A 19,150-nucleotide genomic window follows, 5' to 3' on the forward strand; every position below is an offset into this window, starting at 1 on the left:
TGCAACCCAAAACACACCCATCCGAAGTGCAGGCTGCTTTCAAACGCCCAAAGCAGCCTGCACCCGCCAACGGAATCCCCGCCATGCCCTCTTCTTTCTCACCGCTCCACATCCCCATTCAAGGCATCAACCTGATTGAAGCCAGCGCAGGCACGGGCAAAACCTGGAACATCGCCGCCCTGTTCGCGCGGCTGGTGCTGCTGGAGCAGATGCCGGTCGATAAAATCCTCGTCGTTACTTTCACCAAAGCCGCCACCGCCGAACTCAAAACACGGCTGCGCGCACGGCTGAACGATGCGCTGCGCGTATTGCAAAAATACGGAGACGGCCAGGACATTGCCGAACTCTGCCAAAAATACGCGCCCGATGCCGCCGCATTTCTGACCGAACTGCTGCAAAAAGCCATGACGAACGAATCGCCCGAACGATTGGTCATCCGCCTCAAAGCCGCCATCAGCCAGTTCGACCACGCCTCCATCTACACCATCCACGGCTTCTGCCAGCGCGTGTTGCAGGATTTCGCCTTTTATTGCCAAGTGCCGTTTTCGCTGGAAATGGACGAAGAACAGCACCGGCAGGATTATGTGGCCGCACAAGACTACTGGCGCGCCACCGTGGCCCACGACGACACATTGGCGCAACTGGTGTACCGCCACCGCCAAACGCCGCAACACCTGGCCGCGCGCGTGCAGTCGTTTTTGGCGCGGCCGTATCTGAAAACGCAGCCGGTCGGGAAAACCGCCGACTTCTTGCGCCAAGCCGAACAGGACTACCGCCGCGCATGGCAACACGCCGCCGCGCAATGGCCGCGAGTGCAGGCTGCTTTTTTGGGCGAAGTGCAGCCCAAACTCAACAAAAAGAGCTACGAGCCGCAAAAATACGCCGATTTCTGCGCCCTTCTGGCACAACACGCCCAAGAAGGCACAGAACCGCCCGCCAGCACCGTCGTCCAACACACCTTCGACTCAAAAGGCGACAACAAATTCCGCGCCGATTACCTGCTCTCCAAAATCGCCAAAGCACAGCAAGCCATGCAAAACCGCGAAACGCTGGCGTTTTTGGAAGACACGCTGGGCGGATTGGCCGAAACTGCACAGGCGGCGGAACAGGCAGAACAGAACGCGCTGATTGGGCTGACGCTCGCACTGCTAGACGACTGGCGCGTTCAGAACGAACGTGGCAAAGAGCAGCAAACCACGCGGCAGTTTGACGACCTGCTGCTGGACGTGTTCCACGCGTTGCAGGAAAACCGCACCCATGCCGCCGCCCTATCGCAGGCGATGGCGCGGCAATGGCGGGTGGCGCTGATTGACGAATTCCAAGACACCGACCCGTTGCAATACGACATTTTCCGCCGTGCCTTCGCCGCCGAATCCGACACGCAAAAAGCAGCCTGCACTCCGGCCTGGTTCATGGTGGGCGACCCGAAACAAGCCATTTACAGCTTCCGCGGCGCAGACATCTTCGCCTATTTGGCCGCCGCTGAAAAAGCGGAACACCGCTACACGCTCACCACCAACCACCGCAGCCACGCACGGCTCATCAACAGCATCGGCGCACTGTTCGCGCGCGACAAACCGTTCGCGCTGGACCACCTGCCCTACGAACCCGTGTCCGCCGGACGCAAAGAAAAACGCCTGCCCGAACACGAACCGTCGGTGCGCCTGCGCTGGCTAAACGATTTGCACGAATGCGGCGACACCGCCGAAGCCGCCGACACCCTGCGCCACCGCGCCGCCGACTGGTGCGCCCGCGAAATCGCCCGTTCGCTGCATTTGTCGGCACAAGGGCAGTTCCATATCGGCAGCCTGCCTTTGGAGGCGGGGCAGATTGCCGTACTCGTCCGCAGCCACAAAGACGGCGGGCTTATGCAGCGCACGCTGAAAAAATACGGCATCCAAAGCGTGCTGATGAGCCGCGAAAACCTGTTCGCGCAGGAAGAAGCCACCGCCGTGTGCGCGCTGCTGGAATTCTGGCTCAAACCGCAGAAAACCGAATTGCTGGTTTATGTGCTTGCAGGCTGCCTGTTCGGTTACACGGCGGCCGACGTGCAGGCGCTGCTGGCCGATGACGCGCAGTTGGCGTATTGGACGGAATCTGCGTTACAGGCGCAGCAGGATTGGCAGCAATGGGGCGTGTATGCCGCCATGCAGCGTTTTTTGCAGCAAAACGGCGTGATAACGCGGTTGTTGGCGCAAGGCAGTGAGCGTATGCTGACCAATATCGGCCAAATCATGGAACTTTTGGCGGCGGAAGACGAACAGGGGCGCAATGAAACGGCGTTGCAGCAATGGCTGGCACAGGAAATCGCCCAAAGCACCCAAAGCGGCGGCGCGGAAAGCAGGCTGCTGCGTTTGGAAAGCGACGAGCATTTGGTCAAAATCGTTACCATGCACGCGGCCAAAGGGTTGCAGTATCCGATTGTGTATTGTCCGTTTGTGTGGGCCGGCGGCAAGGATTCGACAGACGAATGGCAGGTGGTGCAGCGCGGCGGCGAAAACTGGCTGCTGCACAAAACCCAGTTGGAAGACGGAGACAGGGAAAGTATGGCGCAGGCGCAGCTGTCGGAAGATTTGCGGCTGCTGTATGTGGCGCTGACGCGTTCCGAAGAGCAGTTGAATGTGTATATGGCGGCCGGCAGAAACACGCACCGCAGCGATTTTTACTATCTGCTGGATACCCCGCCGCAAGAATCGGATAAGAAAACCGTCTCGCCCTTGGCATACCGCCAATGCTGGCAGGAATTCATTGCGCGGCAGGATGCGCAGAACACCGATTTCGTGCTGACGGACGAACCGCCGCCACCGTTTGCCGCACCCGAACGGACGGCCACCGCCGAACATAGCGGACAGCCGCTATACCGTGCCGTGCACCTGCCGCCGCGCCGCTATGCCGTTACCCGCCACACCAGCTTCACGGCATTGACGCGCAACGTGCCGCGCCAGTCCGACACCGTGGCGGCTGAAGAACTGTTGCAGCCTGCATTGGACAGCGCGGAGCAACGCCTGCTGCCGGCCGCATCGACCGCGCAGGCACAGGAACGTTCGATGGCGAATTTCCCTGCCGGCACGGGTGTGGGCGTTTGCCTGCATTCGCTGCTGGAATATTTTCGCTTCCAGCAGGCAGCCTGCACCCAGTCGGCGCGGACGGAGCGCGTGTTGGCGCAATACAGTATCGATGCCGATATGTGGCTGGACACGGTGAACGATATGCTGGACAAAGTGCGCCAAACGCCGCTGATTGGCGGCAAGGCATTGTGCGACTTCCTGCCCGAGCAGCGTTTGGCGGAACTGGATTTCCTATTTCCGGTTCAGCAGTTTGATTTGGCCGCGCTGCCGCATTGGTTGGCGGAGTCGGGTTTGGACGGGGACATTGTGCAGGCTGCTTCTTCATTGACCGCGCAACAGGTCAGCGGCTTTTTGAACGGCGCCATCGACCTCCTGCTGTGGCACGAACCCGACACCATCGTGGTGGCCGACTACAAATCCAACCGTCTGCCCGATTACGCGCCCGAATCCCTAACCCGCGCCATTGCCGAGCACCATTATTACCTGCAAGCCCTGATTTACGCGATTGCCGCCGCGCGCTATTGCCAAAGCCGAAAGATTGCCGTGCGGCACATTGCCGTGCGCTACCTGTTCCTGCGCGGCATGGACGGCGAAAGCGGCGCAGGCGTGTGGTCGTGGGACATTCCGGTTGAGCGCCTGCAACCCTGGCTGATTCACGGGGACGACGCATGACACTGCCCGATTTGTATATCTGCCTCACGCCGCTGCAAGCCTTGATTGCCGCACAGCTAATCCGTCAAACGCAGCCGCAGCCTTCCGAACTGCTGATGATTTGCTACGCAGGCGCAGACAACGAAAAATTCCGCCATTATTTCCGGCAAACCCAAGCACTGTGCCGCCGCAGCGATTATACCGTCATCGAACACGGCCGCTGGATGCCGCCGCGCCTACGCCGCAATATCGGCAGGCATTACCGCACCGTGCGGCTGGCCAGCGTGGACAACGACGCGGTGCAATATGTCGTCAGCCACCTGCGTTTCGAGCGGCTGGAAACATTTGACGACGGCACGGCCAACCTCTATACCGACAGCATCCTGTACCGCAATCCGCCCATGAGCGCGTTCCGCAAACTGCGCCGCGCCCTACAAGGCATCCGCTACCAAACCGAAGACTTGCGCCGCCTGTCGCAATGCCACTATACGCTGTATCCCGAACGGCCGAACATTGCCGCGCCTACCGTGCCGCTGGCTTTATGGCAGGACAATACGCCCCGCCGCGCCGGTACTGATATAAACGAAGTAAACGAAAGCAGCCTGCACCCCTTCAAAATCCTGCTCGGCCAGCCTCTGTTCGACCGCGCCGAAGACAATATCGCCCTATTTGCCCGTTTGCAGCGGCACGTCCGCGCCGACGCCTATTTCCCGCACCCGCGCGAACATTACACCCTGCCCGATATCGCCTATCTGCACAGCGATTTGATTTTTGAAGACTATCTGGCGCAGCAACTGCAAAAGCAGCCTGCACGCGAATTTCACATTTACCATTTGGGCAGCAGCGCCGCGTTCAACGTCCACGCATTCGACCGCGTCCGCGTCCACGCGCTGCGCCCCGAAGAACCGCTGTTCGCCAACCCGACCTGGACGCAGCTTTACCACATCCAATCGCAACTGAACATTCCCGTTGAAACCGTATGAAACCGCTGATTTCCCTGATTATCCCCTGCTACAACGTGCAAAACTATGTGCAGGCTGCCTTGCAGTCTGTCGCCGACAGCCTGTCGCCCGAACACCGCGGCCAAGTCGAATGGCTGATTGTCGATGACGGCGCCACCGACCAAACGCCCGACATCATCGCCCGATTTGCCGAACACGTGTTGCAGCCGCAGCAAATTCCCCACCGCATCATCCGCCAGAGCAATGCCGGCCTTTCTGCCGCCCGCAACACCGGCCTGGCGCACGCGCAGGGCGAATACGTTTTGTTTTTGGATAGCGACGATATTTTCGTGCAGGCTGCTTTGGACAAAATCCTGGCCGTGTTGGCGCAGCAGCAGCCCGACATCATCGAATTTGACGCGCAAATGTTCGTGCAGCCGTCCGACTTGTTGCCGCAAAACCCCACGCTATACGGGCAATATTTCCGCGACACGGCAGGACAAGACCACCAAAGCAGCCTGCAACGCGCCTTCGAAGAAAACCGCTGGTACGTCTGGTCGCGCTGCTACCGCCGCAGCCTGCTGGAACGCCACCCGTTCATCGTCGGCAAACTGTTTGAAGACATGATGTTCACGCCCTATGTCTATTTGGACGCGCACACCGTGTACCGCCTGCCCGAATTGCTACTGGGCTACCGCCAAAATGCAGGCAGCATCACCGCCAATGTCAATATGCGCCACATCAACGACTTATATTTCGCGCTGGAAACCGCATTTCAGCAAGCCGCCGCGCTGCCGCAACACGCGCCATGCCTCGCCATCTTGCAGCGCAAAACTTGGCGGCTCATCGTGGCCTACTGCGTCAAGCTGTTCCTGAAAACGCGCGACGTGCAATATTTGCGGCAGGTGCAACAGTTCCGCGCACAAACCCGCGCCAAATTCGGCTGCGATTTGGGCTGGCAATGGGGCTATTTCGCCGGCTCGCTGCTGAAACGCCTGCCGAAAAAATTTGGGTTATAATTTTGACTTTTTGCCGATAGGACAATGCAATGCAAGACCAAAACAACCTGTGCTGGCTCGATATGGAAATGACGGGGCTGAACCCGGACAGCGATAAAATCATCGAAATCGCCATGATTATTACCGACAAAGATTTGAACGTATTGGCACAGTCGCCCGTATATGCCATCCACCAAAGCGACGAAATCCTAAACGGCATGGATGCCTGGTGCACCGCCACGCATGCGCGCACGGGGCTGACCGAACGCGTACGCGCCTCCACCCACACCGAAGCCGAAGTGGAAGAAGCGCTGCTGGCATGGATGCAGGAATGGATTCCCGCCAAAACCACGCCCATGTGCGGCAACACCATCCACCAAGACCGCCGCTTCATGGTGCGCTATATGCCGCGTTTGGAAGCGTATTTCCATTACCGCAATCTGGACGTGTCCACACTGAAAGAGCTGGCGCGCCGCTGGAATCCGGCCGTGTATAAAGGCGTGGTGAAAAAAGGTTCGCATCAGGCTTTGGACGATATTTTGGAAAGCATTGAAGAATTGCGCCATTACCGCGCCACGTTTTTGCGTCTGGCGGAATAACGGTTTGCCGGAAAACAAAGTGCAGGCTGCTTTTATATCATTCAAAAGCAGCCTGCACTTTTTGTTGCGTTGAAATAGGCAAAGAAAAAGCCATCCGAAAATATCCGGATGGCTTTAAATATGGCTCCCCGAGCTGGGCTCGAACCAGCGACCTGCGGATTAACAGTCTTTGGCTACAAATATAACTAATTGATAAACAATAGGTTGATGCCTGCACGATACAGCCTAATAAAGCCAAAAACAGCCTAGTACAGGCACAAATCGGACACACATAAAAACCATATTCAAAGCAGTTTTGACAAACTGTTTTCAATATGGCTTTTGGCGTTTGTAAATTCAGTTTTTAACTCAAATGGTGAAGTATCGCAGATGAAACAGACAATGACCCTTTTTTTAATGGCAGCCTTATCGATGCCTACCTATTCTTTTGCCACTCCACAACCCCTTGTCTATACCAGACAAGGGGTTTCTTTTAACCAACTTGCAGCTGAGTGCGGGCGAGATGTTCACCCCGATACCCTGCAAGCTGTTGCTAGGGTGGAGAGCCGGTTTAATCCCTACGCTATCGGCGTGGTGCGCGGGGCCCTGAAAAGGCAGCCTAAAACCTACGAACAGGCTGTTGCCGCCGCCAAAATGCTGCACGCACAGGGACGCAATTTCAGCATGGGCTTGATGCAGGTTAACCGATACAACCTGAAAGCATACGGTTTGGACTACGAAACCGTGTTTCATCCCTGCAAGAACATTCAGGCGGGCGCGGCAATTTTGGCCGATTGTTTCAAACGTGCGGGAGGACGCTCGCAGGAACACCTGCAAAAAGCGTTTAGCTGTTATTACAGCGGTAACTTCCGCACCGGCTTTCGGGCGGACTTCAAAGGCCAGCCTCCGTATGTCGTCAAAATTCTGCACGCGGCGCGGGACAATACGTTAAACCAGCTTTTGGCCTATAACGTGCCTGCCGTAAATCCGAACCACACGGTGTCCGCCCCCTCTAAACCGGCGCCCCCTTCAAAACCCGCACCGGCGAGGGCGGTGTTGGTTTCGGGCAATCCGAAACCGCAAACCGTATCGGTCGGGACGGACAATGATGCACCGTTTCAAGCACAACCTGCTGTCGGACACGCGCCGCAACCCGAACGTAAGCGGGAAACGTGGGATGTATTTGGCGAGTTTTAAAGGAAACACACCCAGCAAGTGGAAATGTAGGGTGTGTTTCTATTTTTTCCGAACGTAGTCACGAAGAGCAGACTGTTTTCGGATATAGCCGTGCCGGTAGATTGTGCTGCCGGTTTTTTTGTTTCTTTTTTTGGAGATTTAATTATGACGTTAGTGATGAATGCCAATACCCGTTCATGGGTAAAAGCGTTTTTGATGTGTGCATTGCTGTTTGGTGCGCAGATGGCGATGGCTGCCGGTGGTTTGGGTTCGATTGAGTCCGGTATGAAAAACTGGTTTACCAGTTTTTACGGCATTGTAGCCATTATTGCAGGTTTCGCCCTGTTGGGGTGTGCCGCAATGGGTATGTTGAATATGAAAAGCTGGGGCGACTTAATTCCCGTAATGGGGTGGATTGTCGTTGCAGCGGCATCTTCGGCATTGGTCAAGGCTCTGTGGGATTGGGGCAAAAGCGCATCATTTTAATGTGAAAGGAAATGGCAATCATGGAGACGAACGAAGTCGATATAAATACCGAATACCTGACCTATGCAGGCATTAACCGTAGTGCGCTGATATTGGGTATGCCGATGATACCGATGGTTCTCATTATCATCTTTTTTGTTACGGCTGCCATGTTTGCCATGCCTGTATTAGAAAACCGGGCATGGGCAATCGTCCTATTGGCATTGCCCTGTCTTTGGTTTTTGCGTGAAGTAACCGCTAAGGATGATCAAGCCTTACGAATTTTAGGTTTGGAACTCTATTGGTTTTTTCAGCAGCGCAATATGAAATTGCACAATAACACTTTTGCCATTTACGCTACCAGATACGGAAGACAACATCATGAATATATCCGAATTATTGCGGCAGACGCTGATAAAGCAGCCCGCACAGCAGAACTATTTGCCCCGTGTCAGTCGCCACGTTGCTGAACACATCGTTCATTTAGAAGAGGGGTATTTTGCTTTCGTACTGCGGCTGGACGGCATCGCGTTTGAAGGCGTGAACGACAACCATCTGGTCAATGCCTTTATCCAACTTAAAACCCTGTTTAACACAGTTGGCAAACAATACGGTAATCGGTTGGGTTTGTGGACGACGCTACAACGCCAACGAATCGAACTTAAACGCCGCTACCGCTTTAAAGAGAATTTTTGCCAGCAGTTTGCCGACCATTATGTGCGGCAGTTTACGGCCAGTGATTACTACGAAAACCTGTTCTATATTTCAGGCTGCCTGAAATACGAAGACTTTGACGACGGTTTGCAGGAAGCCAAAGACTTGGTAGATATCATGGTGAAGTCTTTACAGATGTACGACCCGCATATTTTGGGGACGTACCAGATGGAAGACGATGAAAGTATCCCTGTTTTTTCCAAGCAGCCTGTGCAACCGAACCAAGAATCAGAAAACAACCGTGAATACCTCGATAAAGAAACGGACGATTTTTCAAGTAGTAGGAAACCCGAAAAAAGTTATTCCGCCGATGACGGCGTGGTCTATTCGGAAATCTACCAGTTTTTCGGTACGCTGATTAACGGCGGCTGCCGTGAACATATCCCGCTTACCCCAACCGCCGCCTATATCGCCATTCCCAGTGCCGATTTGTATTTTGGTTCAGATATTCTAGAAATCCGCCATCCGCAAGGACGCAAATTCGCTACGCTGTGGGATTTGAAAGACTTTGGCACAAGCAAGGTCAAGGTATTTGCCAATATCCTGACACTTCCCTGCGAATACACGCTCACACAAAGTTTTGTCTTTACCGACAATGCCGAAATGCAGCACGACATCAACAAAAAAGTCAGCGAATTGGAAGGCGGTTTGGATTTTGCTACAGACCAGCATGACGAATTGCGGTTGGGTAAGGGCGAGCTGGCGGCCGGACGCATGATGTTTGGCGACTATTCCGCTGCTTTGACGGTATACGGTAACAGCCCGAAACGGGCACAGCAAAACGGCACGGAAGTGTTTACTGCCTTTCTGACTTCTGGCGGATACCGCTTCGTGCAGGCACGCGGCAGCATGAAATCCACTTTTTTCAGCCAGTGGCCGGGTTACCGGCAACGGCCGCGCATCATTCCGAAAACCACCACGAATCTGGCCACCGTATTCGGTATGCACACCTATTCGCAGGGTAAAAGCTGGGGCAATCCGATTGGCGACGGTTCACCCGTCATGCCGCTCAAAACCCTGTCCAATACGCTGTTTAACCTCAGCCTGCATTACAGTAAGCTCGACCAAAACAACTTGGGCGAACAAATCGCCGGGCATACGCTGATTATGGGGGCGACTGGTACGGGTAAAACCACGCTGGAAACCGCCATTTTGGCGTTCATGATGCGTTTTGACCCGTATCTGTTCGCACTGGACTTGGACCGTGGTTTGGAAATTTTTATCCGTGCTGTGGGCGGAACGTATTTTACCGTCGCCGAAGGCGAACCAAGCGGACTCAATCCTTTCCAACTGCCCGATACGCCCGCCAACCGCATGTTCCTCTACAAACTGGTGGAGCAGTGCGCGGACGGTGCTACAGCAGACGAAATGCGACAAATCAAACTCGCGGTGGATACGCTGTTTTCCGTCGGTTTCGCCCAACGCAATTTCAGTGTGCTGCTGGAAAACATTCCTTATTCGGCTGATGCCGATTCCCTGCGGACACGTTTGGGCAGATGGTGCAGGAGCGAGGATGGCATTTATGCTTGGTGTCTGGACAATGACAGCAACCGCTTCGATCCCGATGAGTTTTACCGCATCGGTTTGGACGTAACCAGCATTCTTAAACCCGATTACGCCCCGACGGGACCAGTTTTGGCTTATCTGTTCTATCTGAAAGAAATGATGGCGGAGCGGGTTGCCGAGCAGGGTAGCCTGCTGGCAACGGTGGTAGCAGAATTCTGGTATGCCGCCAGTTATGAAGTAACGGCCGATTTGATGAAGAAAACCCTTAAAACGGGGCGGAAATTAGGTGAATATATGATTTTGGATACCCAGTCGCCAGAAGATGCGATTGCCTGTCCGATTTTCTCTGCCATCGTACAGCAGACCCCGACCAAAATCTTTTTGCCTAATCCCGATGCTGAATACGACGGCTACAAAAGCTGCGGGTTGAGCGATAAAGAGTTTGGCGAACTGGTTACCAAAGCGATTGAAAGCCGCACCTTTTTGGTCAAACAGTCCAAACAATCCGCCTTCTGTCTGTTAGATTTATACGGTTTTGACGACGAACTGGCCGTATTGTCCGGCACGATGGAAAACGTAGAAATCCTGCACCGCGTCATGGAAGAATGTGGTAGTGAAAACCCCGATGTCTGGTATCGGCCGTTTACCGAAGCCGTCGGACACAGCAAGCGGAAAAAACGCGAGCGTAAAACGGTAGCAGAAGAAGTCAAAATGTAATATCAATGTGCAGGCAGCCTGAAAATGACCACCCGATTGGTCTTACAGGCTGCCTGTTTTGTCCCTGTCGCATTAAGCGGCTTTTCTTTTGGAGTAAATATATGAAACACATGAAATTAACCAAGTTGGCAGCTGTTTTGATCTCAAGTAGCCTTGCGTTGGCAATGCCGACCACTGTCTCTGCCGAAGGAATTCCTACAGTAGACTGGGTGTCGGTTCGCAAAGCAACACAACAAATTAGTAACCAAATTCAGCAGATTGCCCAATTGAAAGCGCAAATCGATGCCCTGCGTTCACAAAACAATTGGCGCGATGTAGCACGTGAGACGCTTAAAGCCTCTCTGCCCGATGAATGGCGGTCGGTTTATCAGTCTTTCGAGCAAGCAGCACGCAGTTCCGATTTACTGACATCCAAAGGCTATAATGCCGATGCGGATAGGGACCGTTTGGTCAAACATCTGGATTTGTTGTTGCGCGGCGCAAAAGATTCGCAACGCGGATTGAAGGCTATCGAAACCTTGTACAACAAACTGAATGAAACTCAGGATATCAAATCGGCACAGGATTTGCAGAACCGTATTGCATTGGAACAGGCCAAAATCCAGCAAAGGCAGACCGAGTTGGATACGATGGAACGCATGATGAATTTACAGGAGAGAATCCAAATTCAAAAACAAAATGCGTATTTGGACTGCAAGCGGGAAAACATTATCCGTAGAACAAATAAGCCATGTAATTAATGCAACAAAACCGGCAAACTTCCCTACAGGTTTGCCGGTCTATCATTTCAGGGGATGTTATGTCTTTTTTTGCGGATTTGGCCAACACATTGGGGGCGCAATTAGGAGATAACCTGCTAGACAGGACTGGGCAATTTATTAATCAAATCGCTCCATTGTTTCAAGCAGGTTTTGGAATTTACGTATTGATGGTCATTTTGTCCTATTATGGCCAAAGTGGCACAGTCAGCTTGATTGATTTTGCCAAACGTTCGGCAGGTTGGATAGTATTGATTGCCTTAGCATTCTCGCCATCGGTGTATTCCAAGCTGGCACACACCATTTACGGTCTGCCAGATGAAATTTCCGCGCTGTTTACCAATGGAGCAAAATTCGATGTGGCGGCGATAGACCACAGCTATACTGAATTGGAAAATGCCATTATAAGAATCGGTGAGCTGCACAGTAAATACTCTTGGATGCAAATCGGCAACCACTTGGCACTGGTTGAAATCAGAATCGTCATCAGCCTTTGCGGCATGTTGTTAATAGGGGTAGCTTTCGCTTATTATACGATTGCCAAAATTTCATTGGCTCTGGTTTTGATGCTGGGTGCGTTTTTCATAGGTTGCCTGATTTTCCCAGCTACCCGCCAATACGGCATCAATTGGATCGGGCAGTGCCTGAACCACATCATTACCTGCACCATGTTTGTACTGTTGACCGTTGTTCAAATGGAAGTATTCCAAGGATTGGTCAACCAAATATCGAATGGGGATTGGACAAACCACATTTTTTTGGAGGCGCTTATCCCCGTCTTTATTTTGGATACCATTGTGTTTTTGGTAATCGCCTGGGGCATTCCCGGCGTAGCCTCGGCATTAACCGGAGGGGCTGCCGTACAGGGATTCGCACGTTCGCTGGCGATGAGTGGTGGAGCAATAGGCCGGGCAGGGGCAGCGGTACTGTCTTCTATGCGCCAGGCGGCAGCACGCCCTCATTCGGCAGGAGGTTCGATTGCCAAAGGTGTCCGCGCTTCGTAGAGCGTCGTCGTTTTGTTTTAACCAACTATGCATGAAGGATTTCGGTATGCAGGCTAAAGTTTCTTGGATTGGCTATCTCCGCTTTGTGATTATATTCCTGTTGATAGGTTTATTGGTAACCCAGTTCGCCTCCATTCCTTTGATTTGGGCAGGGGAAACCTTGTTTGGCGATATCGGGGTAACGGTAATGTCCGTTGCGGCATATATTGCCGCTCCTTTGCTGTGTCTGTTCTACTGTTTATACCGCCTATTCCACTTCCGTGCCTATACCGATGACGAAGGTGTATGGTTTTACAGCGGTTACTTTCCATGGTCGGAAGGCATACGCGGTGTCCGTTGGGAAAATTTTGACCAAGTGCTGTATCAGCCGAGCATGTTCAGCTGGTTCACTCGCTCTTACCGAATCTTTATTCAAGACCGGTACGGCAACCGCATTACCGTCAAAGATTTGTACAACGGCCATCGATGGGGCGGGAATGTCAATAACCTTTTTATCGCAAAACGCCATTGAAATATTACGGCAATTTTTCCATCATCATAGTTTTGTTTCAAGTGCCCGTTCGGTTTGAACGGGCGTTTTTTTATTTTATCAGCGAGTATCCCTCATGAAAAAATACCTGTTTTGGTTACCGGCTGTCTTGATTTTGGCAGCCTGTTCATCCGCGCCGCCGAAACCCTACGGCAAAGCATTCCCGATTAACGGCCATTATATACAGAAAGCAGAAGACCATGTTTTTTAAAAAGAAAATCAAAAATCAGCCTTTGACGGCAGAACAGAAGGAAGCCAAAAAGAAAAAATCTGATACCCGTGCCGCATGGCAGATGCTAAAAATGGGTGAAGCCTTCGATAAAACCGTCGTTGACATTGCATTGCAGTCGGCCAAAAGCTGGAAGCGTTTTGGCGTGGGTGCACTTATTGTTGCCGGGCTTGGAGTGGGTGCTGTTATGGGGTTGACTCCATTAAAAGAGGCCGTGCCTTATGTGGCACGTGTCAATGAAACCACAGGGCACACAGACATTATTACCACCATCAAAGACAAACAAATGCATTATGATGAAGTGATTAACAAATATTGGTTGGCGGAATATGTACGTTATCGTGAAAGTTATGACTGGAATACGATCCAGTCTACTTTTGATGCGACGAATTTATTGAGCGCTCCCGATGTACAGGCTGCCTTCAAAGAAATTTACAACAGCCCTGAAGCTCCGCATAAAATTTTGAGACAGCAGGCCAAAGTCGTAGCCAAAGTAACCAATATTTCCTTTGTTGGCGATATGGCACAGGTACGCTTTACAAAACAGATTATGCCGACATCGGGTGCAACTGATCAAACTCCGCCACCGCAAAAACTTATCGCTACCATCTCTTTTGAATTTAAAGCGACACCGATGGAGGAGTCCGATCGTCTTATAAATCCATTGGGCTTCCACGTTACCAGTTATCGGGTCGACCCCGAAACCGCGCCGTAAGGATGATACTGCATGAACATTGTGAAACCGATTTACTATGCTGCCTTTGGGGCAGCTTTTTTAATGCAGGCTGCCGTTGCCGAACAAACTCCGCGTGGGACGAAATATGATGCCCGCATCCAGTATACGGACTACAACACCGACAATGTCGTCAATATCCGTACGCGCGTAGGCGAAGTGAGTATGGTTCAGCTGGGTATGGGTGAAACCGTCACTAACGAAGGTGATTCCGGATTGGGCATGGGTGACGGCGCGGCATGGCATCTGAACGTGCGTGGCCGCAACATATTTTTTAAACCCAGGGCCGAGCAACCCGATACCAACCTAATTGTCGCCAGCACCAAAGGGCGGATTTACACATTTAAGCTGCATACTGCCAAGCAGGGCCAACCGACCACCTATGTGCTGCGCTTCCGTTATCCCGAAGAAGAAGCGGCGCAACGCCGCACAGAGCAGCGGAAAGCTGAACAGGCCGCGGCATTGCTGAACCGTTACGGCACAGAAGCATATGGAACAATCCGGCAAAACCGCGATTACTGGGGACAGGGAGACCGGGAATTGGCACCGGGAGAAATGTTCGACAACGGGCGCTTTACCTTCATGCGCTACAACAACAGTAAGGATTTGCCTGCCGTATTCCGAGTTAATACGGATGGCAGCGAAGCGGCGGTAAACAGCCATATCGATGGTGATACGCTGGTTATCCACGAAACGGCGCGCCGTTTCGTACTGCGGCTGGGTAAGAGCGTATTGGGCATAGAAAACCGGGGTTTCCAACCTGAAGGGCAGTTCAACAAACTCGGGACGACCGAAATAGGGACGGTACGTCTCAACAAGGGAGATACGCCATGAGCGACCAACACAACTACCAAGGCGGAGACCATCAATCGTCAGAAGATTTGGGTTACGGGCAACCGCTGGATTTAACAACCAAAAAGAAAAACCCATTGGCAAAAGTAGTGGTTTTGCTGGGGGCTTTGGCTGCGATGGGCGTTGTTGTCGGCGGCATGATGAATTTCTTTGGTAGCGGTAATGATGTCAAAAAACCGCCGAAAGAAGTCTTAGACAATACGGCAGGTGGAAAAAATTTCCAAAATGACAAAGATGAAATTTTGGAAGGTATGCGCGAAATCCCGCCCGCCGCATCGGAAATCGCTATTGGTGGCGATGATGAAAAAGATACCGACGACACGGAGACCGATGACACTGAGACCGACGAAGCTTCCGTACCCGGCGAACCGCCCGAGGATTTAATCCGCAAACGCAAGCTGGAAGGCGAAATCATGAAAGCAGCTGCCGAAACAGAAAACACTGAACAAACAGGTATGTCAGAACAGCAGCATGCTGCCGAAGCAGCCCCGGAAAGCGTATACGGCAGCGGAGATATTCCTCCTTCCAGCCTAATGCCTGCTGACAACGGGGGTACGGAAGGCGGCAATGTATTGGGAAACCGCCTTAAAAGTGGTGTATACAACCCGAGCAGAGCAGCCGCACAAGGTATGACAGATTACCAGCTGGCACGCGGCACAGCCATCCCCTGCGTACTGACGACCAAAATTGTTACCACCTTCCCCGGTCTGACGCGCTGTCAGGTAACACGCGATGTATATTCTGCCAACGGTAAAACGTTGCTAATTGAGCGCGGTTCGACCATTATTGGAGAGCAGACATCTGCATTAATGCAGGGGCAGGCACGTGTATTCGCACAATGGAGTGATTTACGTACGCCAGGCGGCGCCGTCGTGAAGCTGGACAGCTTGGGCGCAGATCCGCTTGGGGCTTCCGGCCATCCGGCACGGGTAAATTACCATTTTTGGCGGCGTTTCGGCGGAGCCATCCTTATCAGTATGATTGGTGATTTAGGGAATTATGCTGCCAACCGTAAAAACGGGAACGGCGACGGACAGACTTTCAATTTTGAAAGTACATCACAATCTGCACAGGATATGGCTACCGAAGCCTTAAAAAACAGCATCAATATTCCGCCAACCGGCTATGTTAACCAAGGAACGCAGATTACCGTGTTTGTGGCACGGGATGTGGATTTTAGCGATGTGTACGAAACCATCCAGCTGCAACCGCCAAGGAGAAGGCTGCCTATCCGCACGCGAATCAGACAATAACATCCGGTTTGAATCTGCAATAAAAACAGCCTGTACCGTGTTTCGAGGTACAGGCTGATTGAAAGTACAGCCAAAAGGCAAGCACATGACGCATTATGATAACTCCACTTCCGCCCGGTCCCTGCTTGACAGCATGGGTATCAGCGAATATCTGCAAAACCCCACCCTGACCGAAATCATGATAAACCGTCCGCAGGAAGTCTTTTTAGAAGACTCGGATGGCCGCCACCGCATAGAACGGCCCGACTGGACGCTGGCAAAATTGCAGCAGCTGGCCAATACCCTGTGTATCTACAACCGAAAAGACTTGGCCAAACATCCCATCCATTCCGTTACCCTGCCCGACGGCGAACGCGGCCATATCATGCTGCCGCCCAGCTGTGAAGACCGTACTGCCGTATTTGCCATCCGTAAACCCTCCACCAGCCGCTTCACGCTGGAAGACTATATCGACACCGGCCGTTTGCAGGGTTTTACCGATTATTCGCAATATGGCAATGCAGGCAGCCTGCAATCCGCCGAAACCGACCTTGACGGCCGCCACTACCGCGACGTATGCGACAAAATGAAACTACCGCACGACGTGCCCTTGGCCGACTGGCAGTACCAAATGCTCGAAGCCAAAGCCAACCGCGACTTAAACACCTTTTTTCAAATCGCCATCGCCCGCAAACTCAACATCTGCATGGTCGGCGGTACCGGTTCGGGCAAAACCACGTTCACCAAAGCCATGGTGGACATGATTCCGTACGACACACGGCTGATTACCATTGAAGATACGCACGAGTTGGATACACCGCACCACCTCAACCATGCCCACCTGTTCTACAAAGAACATATTACGGCCAAGCAGATTATCGCCGCCTGTATGCGGCTGAAACCCGACCGCATCCTGCTGACCGAGCTGCGCGGCGACGAAGCGTGGGACTACCTGTCCGCACTCAATACCGGCCATCCCGGCGGGCTGACTTCCGTCCACGCCAACGACGCGCGCAGCGTACATTACCGCATCGCCCAGCTCGCCATGGAATCCGCCGCAGGCAAATCCATGCCGTACGACTATATCCTCGCTACCGTCCGCACCACGATTGACGTCGTGTGCTTCTTTAACCGCACCTACATGACCGAACTGTACTTCGATCCGGTGGAAAAATACCTGGCACTGCGCGGGCGCGTGTGAATGTACCCGAAAATACAGGCAGCCTGCACAAACGTGTTGTAAATCCAACGTACAGGCTGCTTTTGAAAGCGATATAGCGTTAAATTCACTATACAAACCGCAGAAAACCCCTATACTGGCAGCAGGATATTTTTCCAATCCCAATCCGGAGTATGAAAATGAAGAAAATAGCTTTATCGGTTATGGTTTTAATGTTGGCCGCCTGCGGTGGAAAAAGTGCCGATGATTATGTCGGTACTTGGCAGCGTGATGAACATAAATGGCTGCAATTCATAGAAATTAAAAAAGATAACGGCAACTACACGATGACACAAAAGGGTAGCAGCGACGTTCAAACCCAAGTCCTTTCGGAAAAAGACGGGGAACTGTCATTAAATATCGGTATGGGCGATATGCCGCTTAAATTGTCCGATGACAAGAAGACCCTGCTCGTCAATCTGTATGCCGGCGGCAGCAACAGCTTCCGCAAAGTGGAAGACGAAAGCTGCAAAAACCTGCTGAACGAATACCAGTCCGGTTTGGAAAATATGCCGAGGGATATTTTCAGTGAAGACTATAAAACGGCAAGTGCCAACCTCAAATCGCTGCAAGAAAAATACCGCAGCCAGTGCGATAAAAAATAACCGATTTAACCGAAAACAGCCTGAAACGGAAATCCCGCTTTCAGGCTGTTTTTTATGCAACTCAAAATCATGAACCTGTTTAAAAGAATCTATCAAATATCCGGCATTACCGCCGTAGCCGCCATGCTTGTCTCCGTGCCGATAGTGATATGGGCCGTAGTGACCCAAACATCCGTTCCCGATTCTCCGGCAGCCATGCACATTCTCAATATTGCAGGCTGCCTGTTTTTCGTCTGCACCCCACTTTCCTTCTTGGCCGAAGCGGCAGACAAAACACTGCACAAACAGCCGTTGCCGTGGCTGACGTTGCTGAATCTGATTGCGGTTATGTTTGCGCTCGGCCTGATACTGGGTATGGGATGGGTGGTCAGCCTGAAATAAACAAAGGAATCGATATGGACAAATCCTCCGCATTGGAAAAAATCAAAAAATGCCTGGCATTGAGTCGTTCGGCTAACGAGCATGAAGCGGCTCAGGCACTGAAACACGCACAGGCACTGATGGCCAAATACGGTCTGACCGGTTGGGACGTAGAGCTCGCGGAAGTCTCCGAACAATACGGCAAAGCACCGAAGTCGGCACCGTCCTGGCATTGGCGGCTCGTACATTTGTGCGGCAGCGCATTCGGATGCGACCGCTGGCACGCCGCCGACCGTTCGGGCGGCCGTTTTGTATTTTGCGGTATCAACGGCCGTCCGGAACTGGCCGCGTATGCTTACGAAGTGCTGCTGCGCCAACTCAAAACCGCACGCCGGGAGTACATCAAAACCGCCCTGGCGCGCGTGCAGATTGTCCGCAACAAAACCGCGCGTGCCGACTTGTTTTGCGCGGGCTGGGTATCCAAAGTCGCCGATACCGTACAGGCATTTGCCCAAACCAAAGCAGAAATCGAATTGCTGGAACGTTACCGTACCGGAAAATATGGCGAATTCGGCAAAGCCAAAACGCGGGATGTGAAGGGCAGAACCGACGTATCCGACTATTGGGCGGGGCAGGATGCCGCCGCCGGAGTGCGGCTGGATACGCCGTTGGCACGGACTGAACAAAGACAACTGGGAGTATGAACATGGAAACCGTCCAAGAATACGAAAATCATCATCCGCCTGACGAAAGAGAACGGCCGCTACGGTGCGGTAGCCGAAACTGTCTCCGGCGGACTACTCGAATCCGTGCCG

The 19,150-nt window shown here is 52.7% G+C and carries 19 protein-coding genes; all 19 read left to right on the top strand.

Annotated features, from left to right (window positions below):
- The first annotated feature begins 26 nt into the window (after positions 1–26).
- The 19 genes from recB (at position 27) to HMPREF9098_RS03690 (ending at position 19,039) form a co-directional block, all read left to right on the top strand.
- Entirely contained in the window at positions 27–3,740 is a 3,714-nt protein-coding gene (recB, locus tag HMPREF9098_RS03605; protein ID WP_003782121.1) for an exodeoxyribonuclease V subunit beta, read from the top strand.
- Positions 3,737–4,702, top strand: a complete 966-nt coding sequence (locus HMPREF9098_RS03610; RefSeq protein ID WP_003782123.1) for a glycosyltransferase family 52 — start codon at positions 3,737–3,739, stop codon at positions 4,700–4,702. The genes recB and HMPREF9098_RS03610 overlap by 4 nt, the downstream gene beginning before the upstream one ends.
- The gene (locus tag HMPREF9098_RS03615) at positions 4,699–5,679 is read left to right on the top strand and encodes a glycosyltransferase family 2 protein (protein ID WP_003782125.1); all 981 of its coding nucleotides are present in this window, start codon (positions 4,699–4,701) and stop codon (positions 5,677–5,679) included. The genes HMPREF9098_RS03610 and HMPREF9098_RS03615 overlap by 4 nt, the downstream gene beginning before the upstream one ends.
- Positions 5,680–5,708: 29 nt before the next feature.
- Complete coding sequence (gene orn, locus HMPREF9098_RS03620; RefSeq protein WP_003782126.1) at positions 5,709–6,257, top strand: oligoribonuclease; 549 nt, start codon at positions 5,709–5,711, stop codon at positions 6,255–6,257.
- A 369-nt stretch (positions 6,258–6,626) separates the two neighbouring features.
- Positions 6,627–7,433 (top strand): lytic transglycosylase domain-containing protein, encoded by an 807-nt coding sequence (locus tag HMPREF9098_RS03625; RefSeq protein ID WP_003782128.1) that lies wholly within the window; start codon positions 6,627–6,629, stop codon positions 7,431–7,433.
- A gap of 144 nt (positions 7,434–7,577) precedes the next feature.
- Positions 7,578–7,898 carry a TrbC/VirB2 family protein gene (locus HMPREF9098_RS11145; protein WP_147285396.1) on the top strand — a complete coding sequence of 107 codons (321 nt, stop codon included), beginning with the start codon at positions 7,578–7,580 and terminating at the stop codon, positions 7,896–7,898.
- A gap of 20 nt (positions 7,899–7,918) precedes the next feature.
- Positions 7,919–8,347: a VirB3 family type IV secretion system protein gene (locus HMPREF9098_RS03635; RefSeq protein WP_032133811.1), complete on the top strand. Its 429-nt coding sequence runs from the start codon at positions 7,919–7,921 to the stop codon at positions 8,345–8,347.
- Complete coding sequence (locus HMPREF9098_RS03640) at positions 8,259–10,814, top strand: VirB4 family type IV secretion/conjugal transfer ATPase (protein WP_003782131.1); 2,556 nt, start codon at positions 8,259–8,261, stop codon at positions 10,812–10,814. The genes HMPREF9098_RS03635 and HMPREF9098_RS03640 overlap by 89 nt, the downstream gene beginning before the upstream one ends.
- 101 nt (positions 10,815–10,915) lie before the next feature.
- Positions 10,916–11,554 carry a TrbJ/VirB5 family protein gene (locus HMPREF9098_RS03645; protein ID WP_003782132.1) on the top strand — a complete coding sequence of 213 codons (639 nt, stop codon included), beginning with the start codon at positions 10,916–10,918 and terminating at the stop codon, positions 11,552–11,554.
- Positions 11,555–11,613: 59 nt separating this feature from the next.
- Entirely contained in the window at positions 11,614–12,576 is a 963-nt protein-coding gene (locus HMPREF9098_RS03650; RefSeq protein ID WP_040564680.1) for a TrbL/VirB6 family protein, read from the top strand.
- A gap of 46 nt (positions 12,577–12,622) precedes the next feature.
- The gene (locus HMPREF9098_RS03655; protein ID WP_040564681.1) at positions 12,623–13,087 is read left to right on the top strand and encodes a hypothetical protein; all 465 of its coding nucleotides are present in this window, start codon (positions 12,623–12,625) and stop codon (positions 13,085–13,087) included.
- A 94-nt stretch (positions 13,088–13,181) separates the two neighbouring features.
- Positions 13,182–13,316, top strand: coding sequence for a lipoprotein (locus HMPREF9098_RS12435; RefSeq protein ID WP_003782137.1), 135 nt, complete (start codon positions 13,182–13,184; stop codon positions 13,314–13,316).
- Positions 13,306–14,049, top strand: a complete 744-nt coding sequence (locus HMPREF9098_RS03660; protein WP_003782138.1) for a VirB8 family type IV secretion system protein — start codon at positions 13,306–13,308, stop codon at positions 14,047–14,049. The genes HMPREF9098_RS12435 and HMPREF9098_RS03660 overlap by 11 nt, the downstream gene beginning before the upstream one ends.
- A 12-nt stretch (positions 14,050–14,061) precedes the next feature.
- The gene (locus HMPREF9098_RS03665) at positions 14,062–14,901 is read left to right on the top strand and encodes a TrbG/VirB9 family P-type conjugative transfer protein (RefSeq protein WP_003782140.1); all 840 of its coding nucleotides are present in this window, start codon (positions 14,062–14,064) and stop codon (positions 14,899–14,901) included.
- Positions 14,898–16,172 carry a type IV secretion system protein VirB10 gene (gene virB10, locus HMPREF9098_RS03670; protein WP_003782141.1) on the top strand — a complete coding sequence of 425 codons (1,275 nt, stop codon included), beginning with the start codon at positions 14,898–14,900 and terminating at the stop codon, positions 16,170–16,172. Before HMPREF9098_RS03665 ends, virB10 begins: the two co-directional genes overlap by 4 nt.
- An 85-nt stretch (positions 16,173–16,257) precedes the next feature.
- A complete protein-coding gene (locus tag HMPREF9098_RS03675; RefSeq protein ID WP_003782142.1) occupies positions 16,258–17,352 on the top strand; it encodes an ATPase, T2SS/T4P/T4SS family in 1,095 nt (364 codons plus the stop codon).
- Between the two features lie 158 nt (positions 17,353–17,510).
- The gene (locus tag HMPREF9098_RS03680) at positions 17,511–17,975 is read left to right on the top strand and encodes a hypothetical protein (RefSeq protein ID WP_040564685.1); all 465 of its coding nucleotides are present in this window, start codon (positions 17,511–17,513) and stop codon (positions 17,973–17,975) included.
- A gap of 54 nt (positions 17,976–18,029) precedes the next feature.
- Positions 18,030–18,356, top strand: coding sequence for a hypothetical protein (locus HMPREF9098_RS11930; RefSeq protein ID WP_003782144.1), 327 nt, complete (start codon positions 18,030–18,032; stop codon positions 18,354–18,356).
- Positions 18,357–18,370: 14 nt separating this feature from the next.
- Entirely contained in the window at positions 18,371–19,039 is a 669-nt protein-coding gene (locus HMPREF9098_RS03690) for a DUF2786 domain-containing protein (protein ID WP_040564232.1), read from the top strand.
- Positions 19,040–19,150 lie beyond the last annotated feature (111 nt).

It is taken from the genome of Kingella denitrificans ATCC 33394 (assembly GCF_000190695.1).
Classification (GTDB): Bacteria; Pseudomonadota; Gammaproteobacteria; order Burkholderiales; family Neisseriaceae; genus Kingella_A; species Kingella_A denitrificans.

What these genes read in the sequence shown, in the direction of transcription:
- HMPREF9098_RS03610 (WP_003782123.1), top strand. Translation starts at nt 3,737, where the DNA reads ATGACACTGCCCGATTTGTATATCTGCCTCACGCCGCTGCAAGCCTTG.
- HMPREF9098_RS03615 (WP_003782125.1), top strand. Translation starts at nt 4,699, where the DNA reads ATGAAACCGCTGATTTCCCTGATTATCCCCTGCTACAACGTGCAAAAC.
- orn (WP_003782126.1), top strand. Translation starts at nt 5,709, where the DNA reads ATGCAAGACCAAAACAACCTGTGCTGGCTCGATATGGAAATGACGGGG.
- HMPREF9098_RS03625 (WP_003782128.1), top strand. Translation starts at nt 6,627, where the DNA reads ATGAAACAGACAATGACCCTTTTTTTAATGGCAGCCTTATCGATGCCT.
- HMPREF9098_RS11145 (WP_147285396.1), top strand. Translation starts at nt 7,578, where the DNA reads ATGACGTTAGTGATGAATGCCAATACCCGTTCATGGGTAAAAGCGTTT.
- HMPREF9098_RS03635 (WP_032133811.1), top strand. Translation starts at nt 7,919, where the DNA reads ATGGAGACGAACGAAGTCGATATAAATACCGAATACCTGACCTATGCA.
- HMPREF9098_RS03640 (WP_003782131.1), top strand. Translation starts at nt 8,259, where the DNA reads ATGAATATATCCGAATTATTGCGGCAGACGCTGATAAAGCAGCCCGCA.
- HMPREF9098_RS03645 (WP_003782132.1), top strand. Translation starts at nt 10,916, where the DNA reads ATGAAACACATGAAATTAACCAAGTTGGCAGCTGTTTTGATCTCAAGT.
- HMPREF9098_RS03650 (WP_040564680.1), top strand. Translation starts at nt 11,614, where the DNA reads ATGTCTTTTTTTGCGGATTTGGCCAACACATTGGGGGCGCAATTAGGA.
- HMPREF9098_RS03655 (WP_040564681.1), top strand. Translation starts at nt 12,623, where the DNA reads ATGCAGGCTAAAGTTTCTTGGATTGGCTATCTCCGCTTTGTGATTATA.
- HMPREF9098_RS12435 (WP_003782137.1), top strand. Translation starts at nt 13,182, where the DNA reads ATGAAAAAATACCTGTTTTGGTTACCGGCTGTCTTGATTTTGGCAGCC.
- HMPREF9098_RS03660 (WP_003782138.1), top strand. Translation starts at nt 13,306, where the DNA reads ATGTTTTTTAAAAAGAAAATCAAAAATCAGCCTTTGACGGCAGAACAG.
- HMPREF9098_RS03665 (WP_003782140.1), top strand. Translation starts at nt 14,062, where the DNA reads ATGAACATTGTGAAACCGATTTACTATGCTGCCTTTGGGGCAGCTTTT.
- virB10 (WP_003782141.1), top strand. Translation starts at nt 14,898, where the DNA reads ATGAGCGACCAACACAACTACCAAGGCGGAGACCATCAATCGTCAGAA.
- HMPREF9098_RS03675 (WP_003782142.1), top strand. Translation starts at nt 16,258, where the DNA reads ATGACGCATTATGATAACTCCACTTCCGCCCGGTCCCTGCTTGACAGC.
- HMPREF9098_RS03680 (WP_040564685.1), top strand. Translation starts at nt 17,511, where the DNA reads ATGAAGAAAATAGCTTTATCGGTTATGGTTTTAATGTTGGCCGCCTGC.
- HMPREF9098_RS11930 (WP_003782144.1), top strand. Translation starts at nt 18,030, where the DNA reads ATGCAACTCAAAATCATGAACCTGTTTAAAAGAATCTATCAAATATCC.
- HMPREF9098_RS03690 (WP_040564232.1), top strand. Translation starts at nt 18,371, where the DNA reads ATGGACAAATCCTCCGCATTGGAAAAAATCAAAAAATGCCTGGCATTG.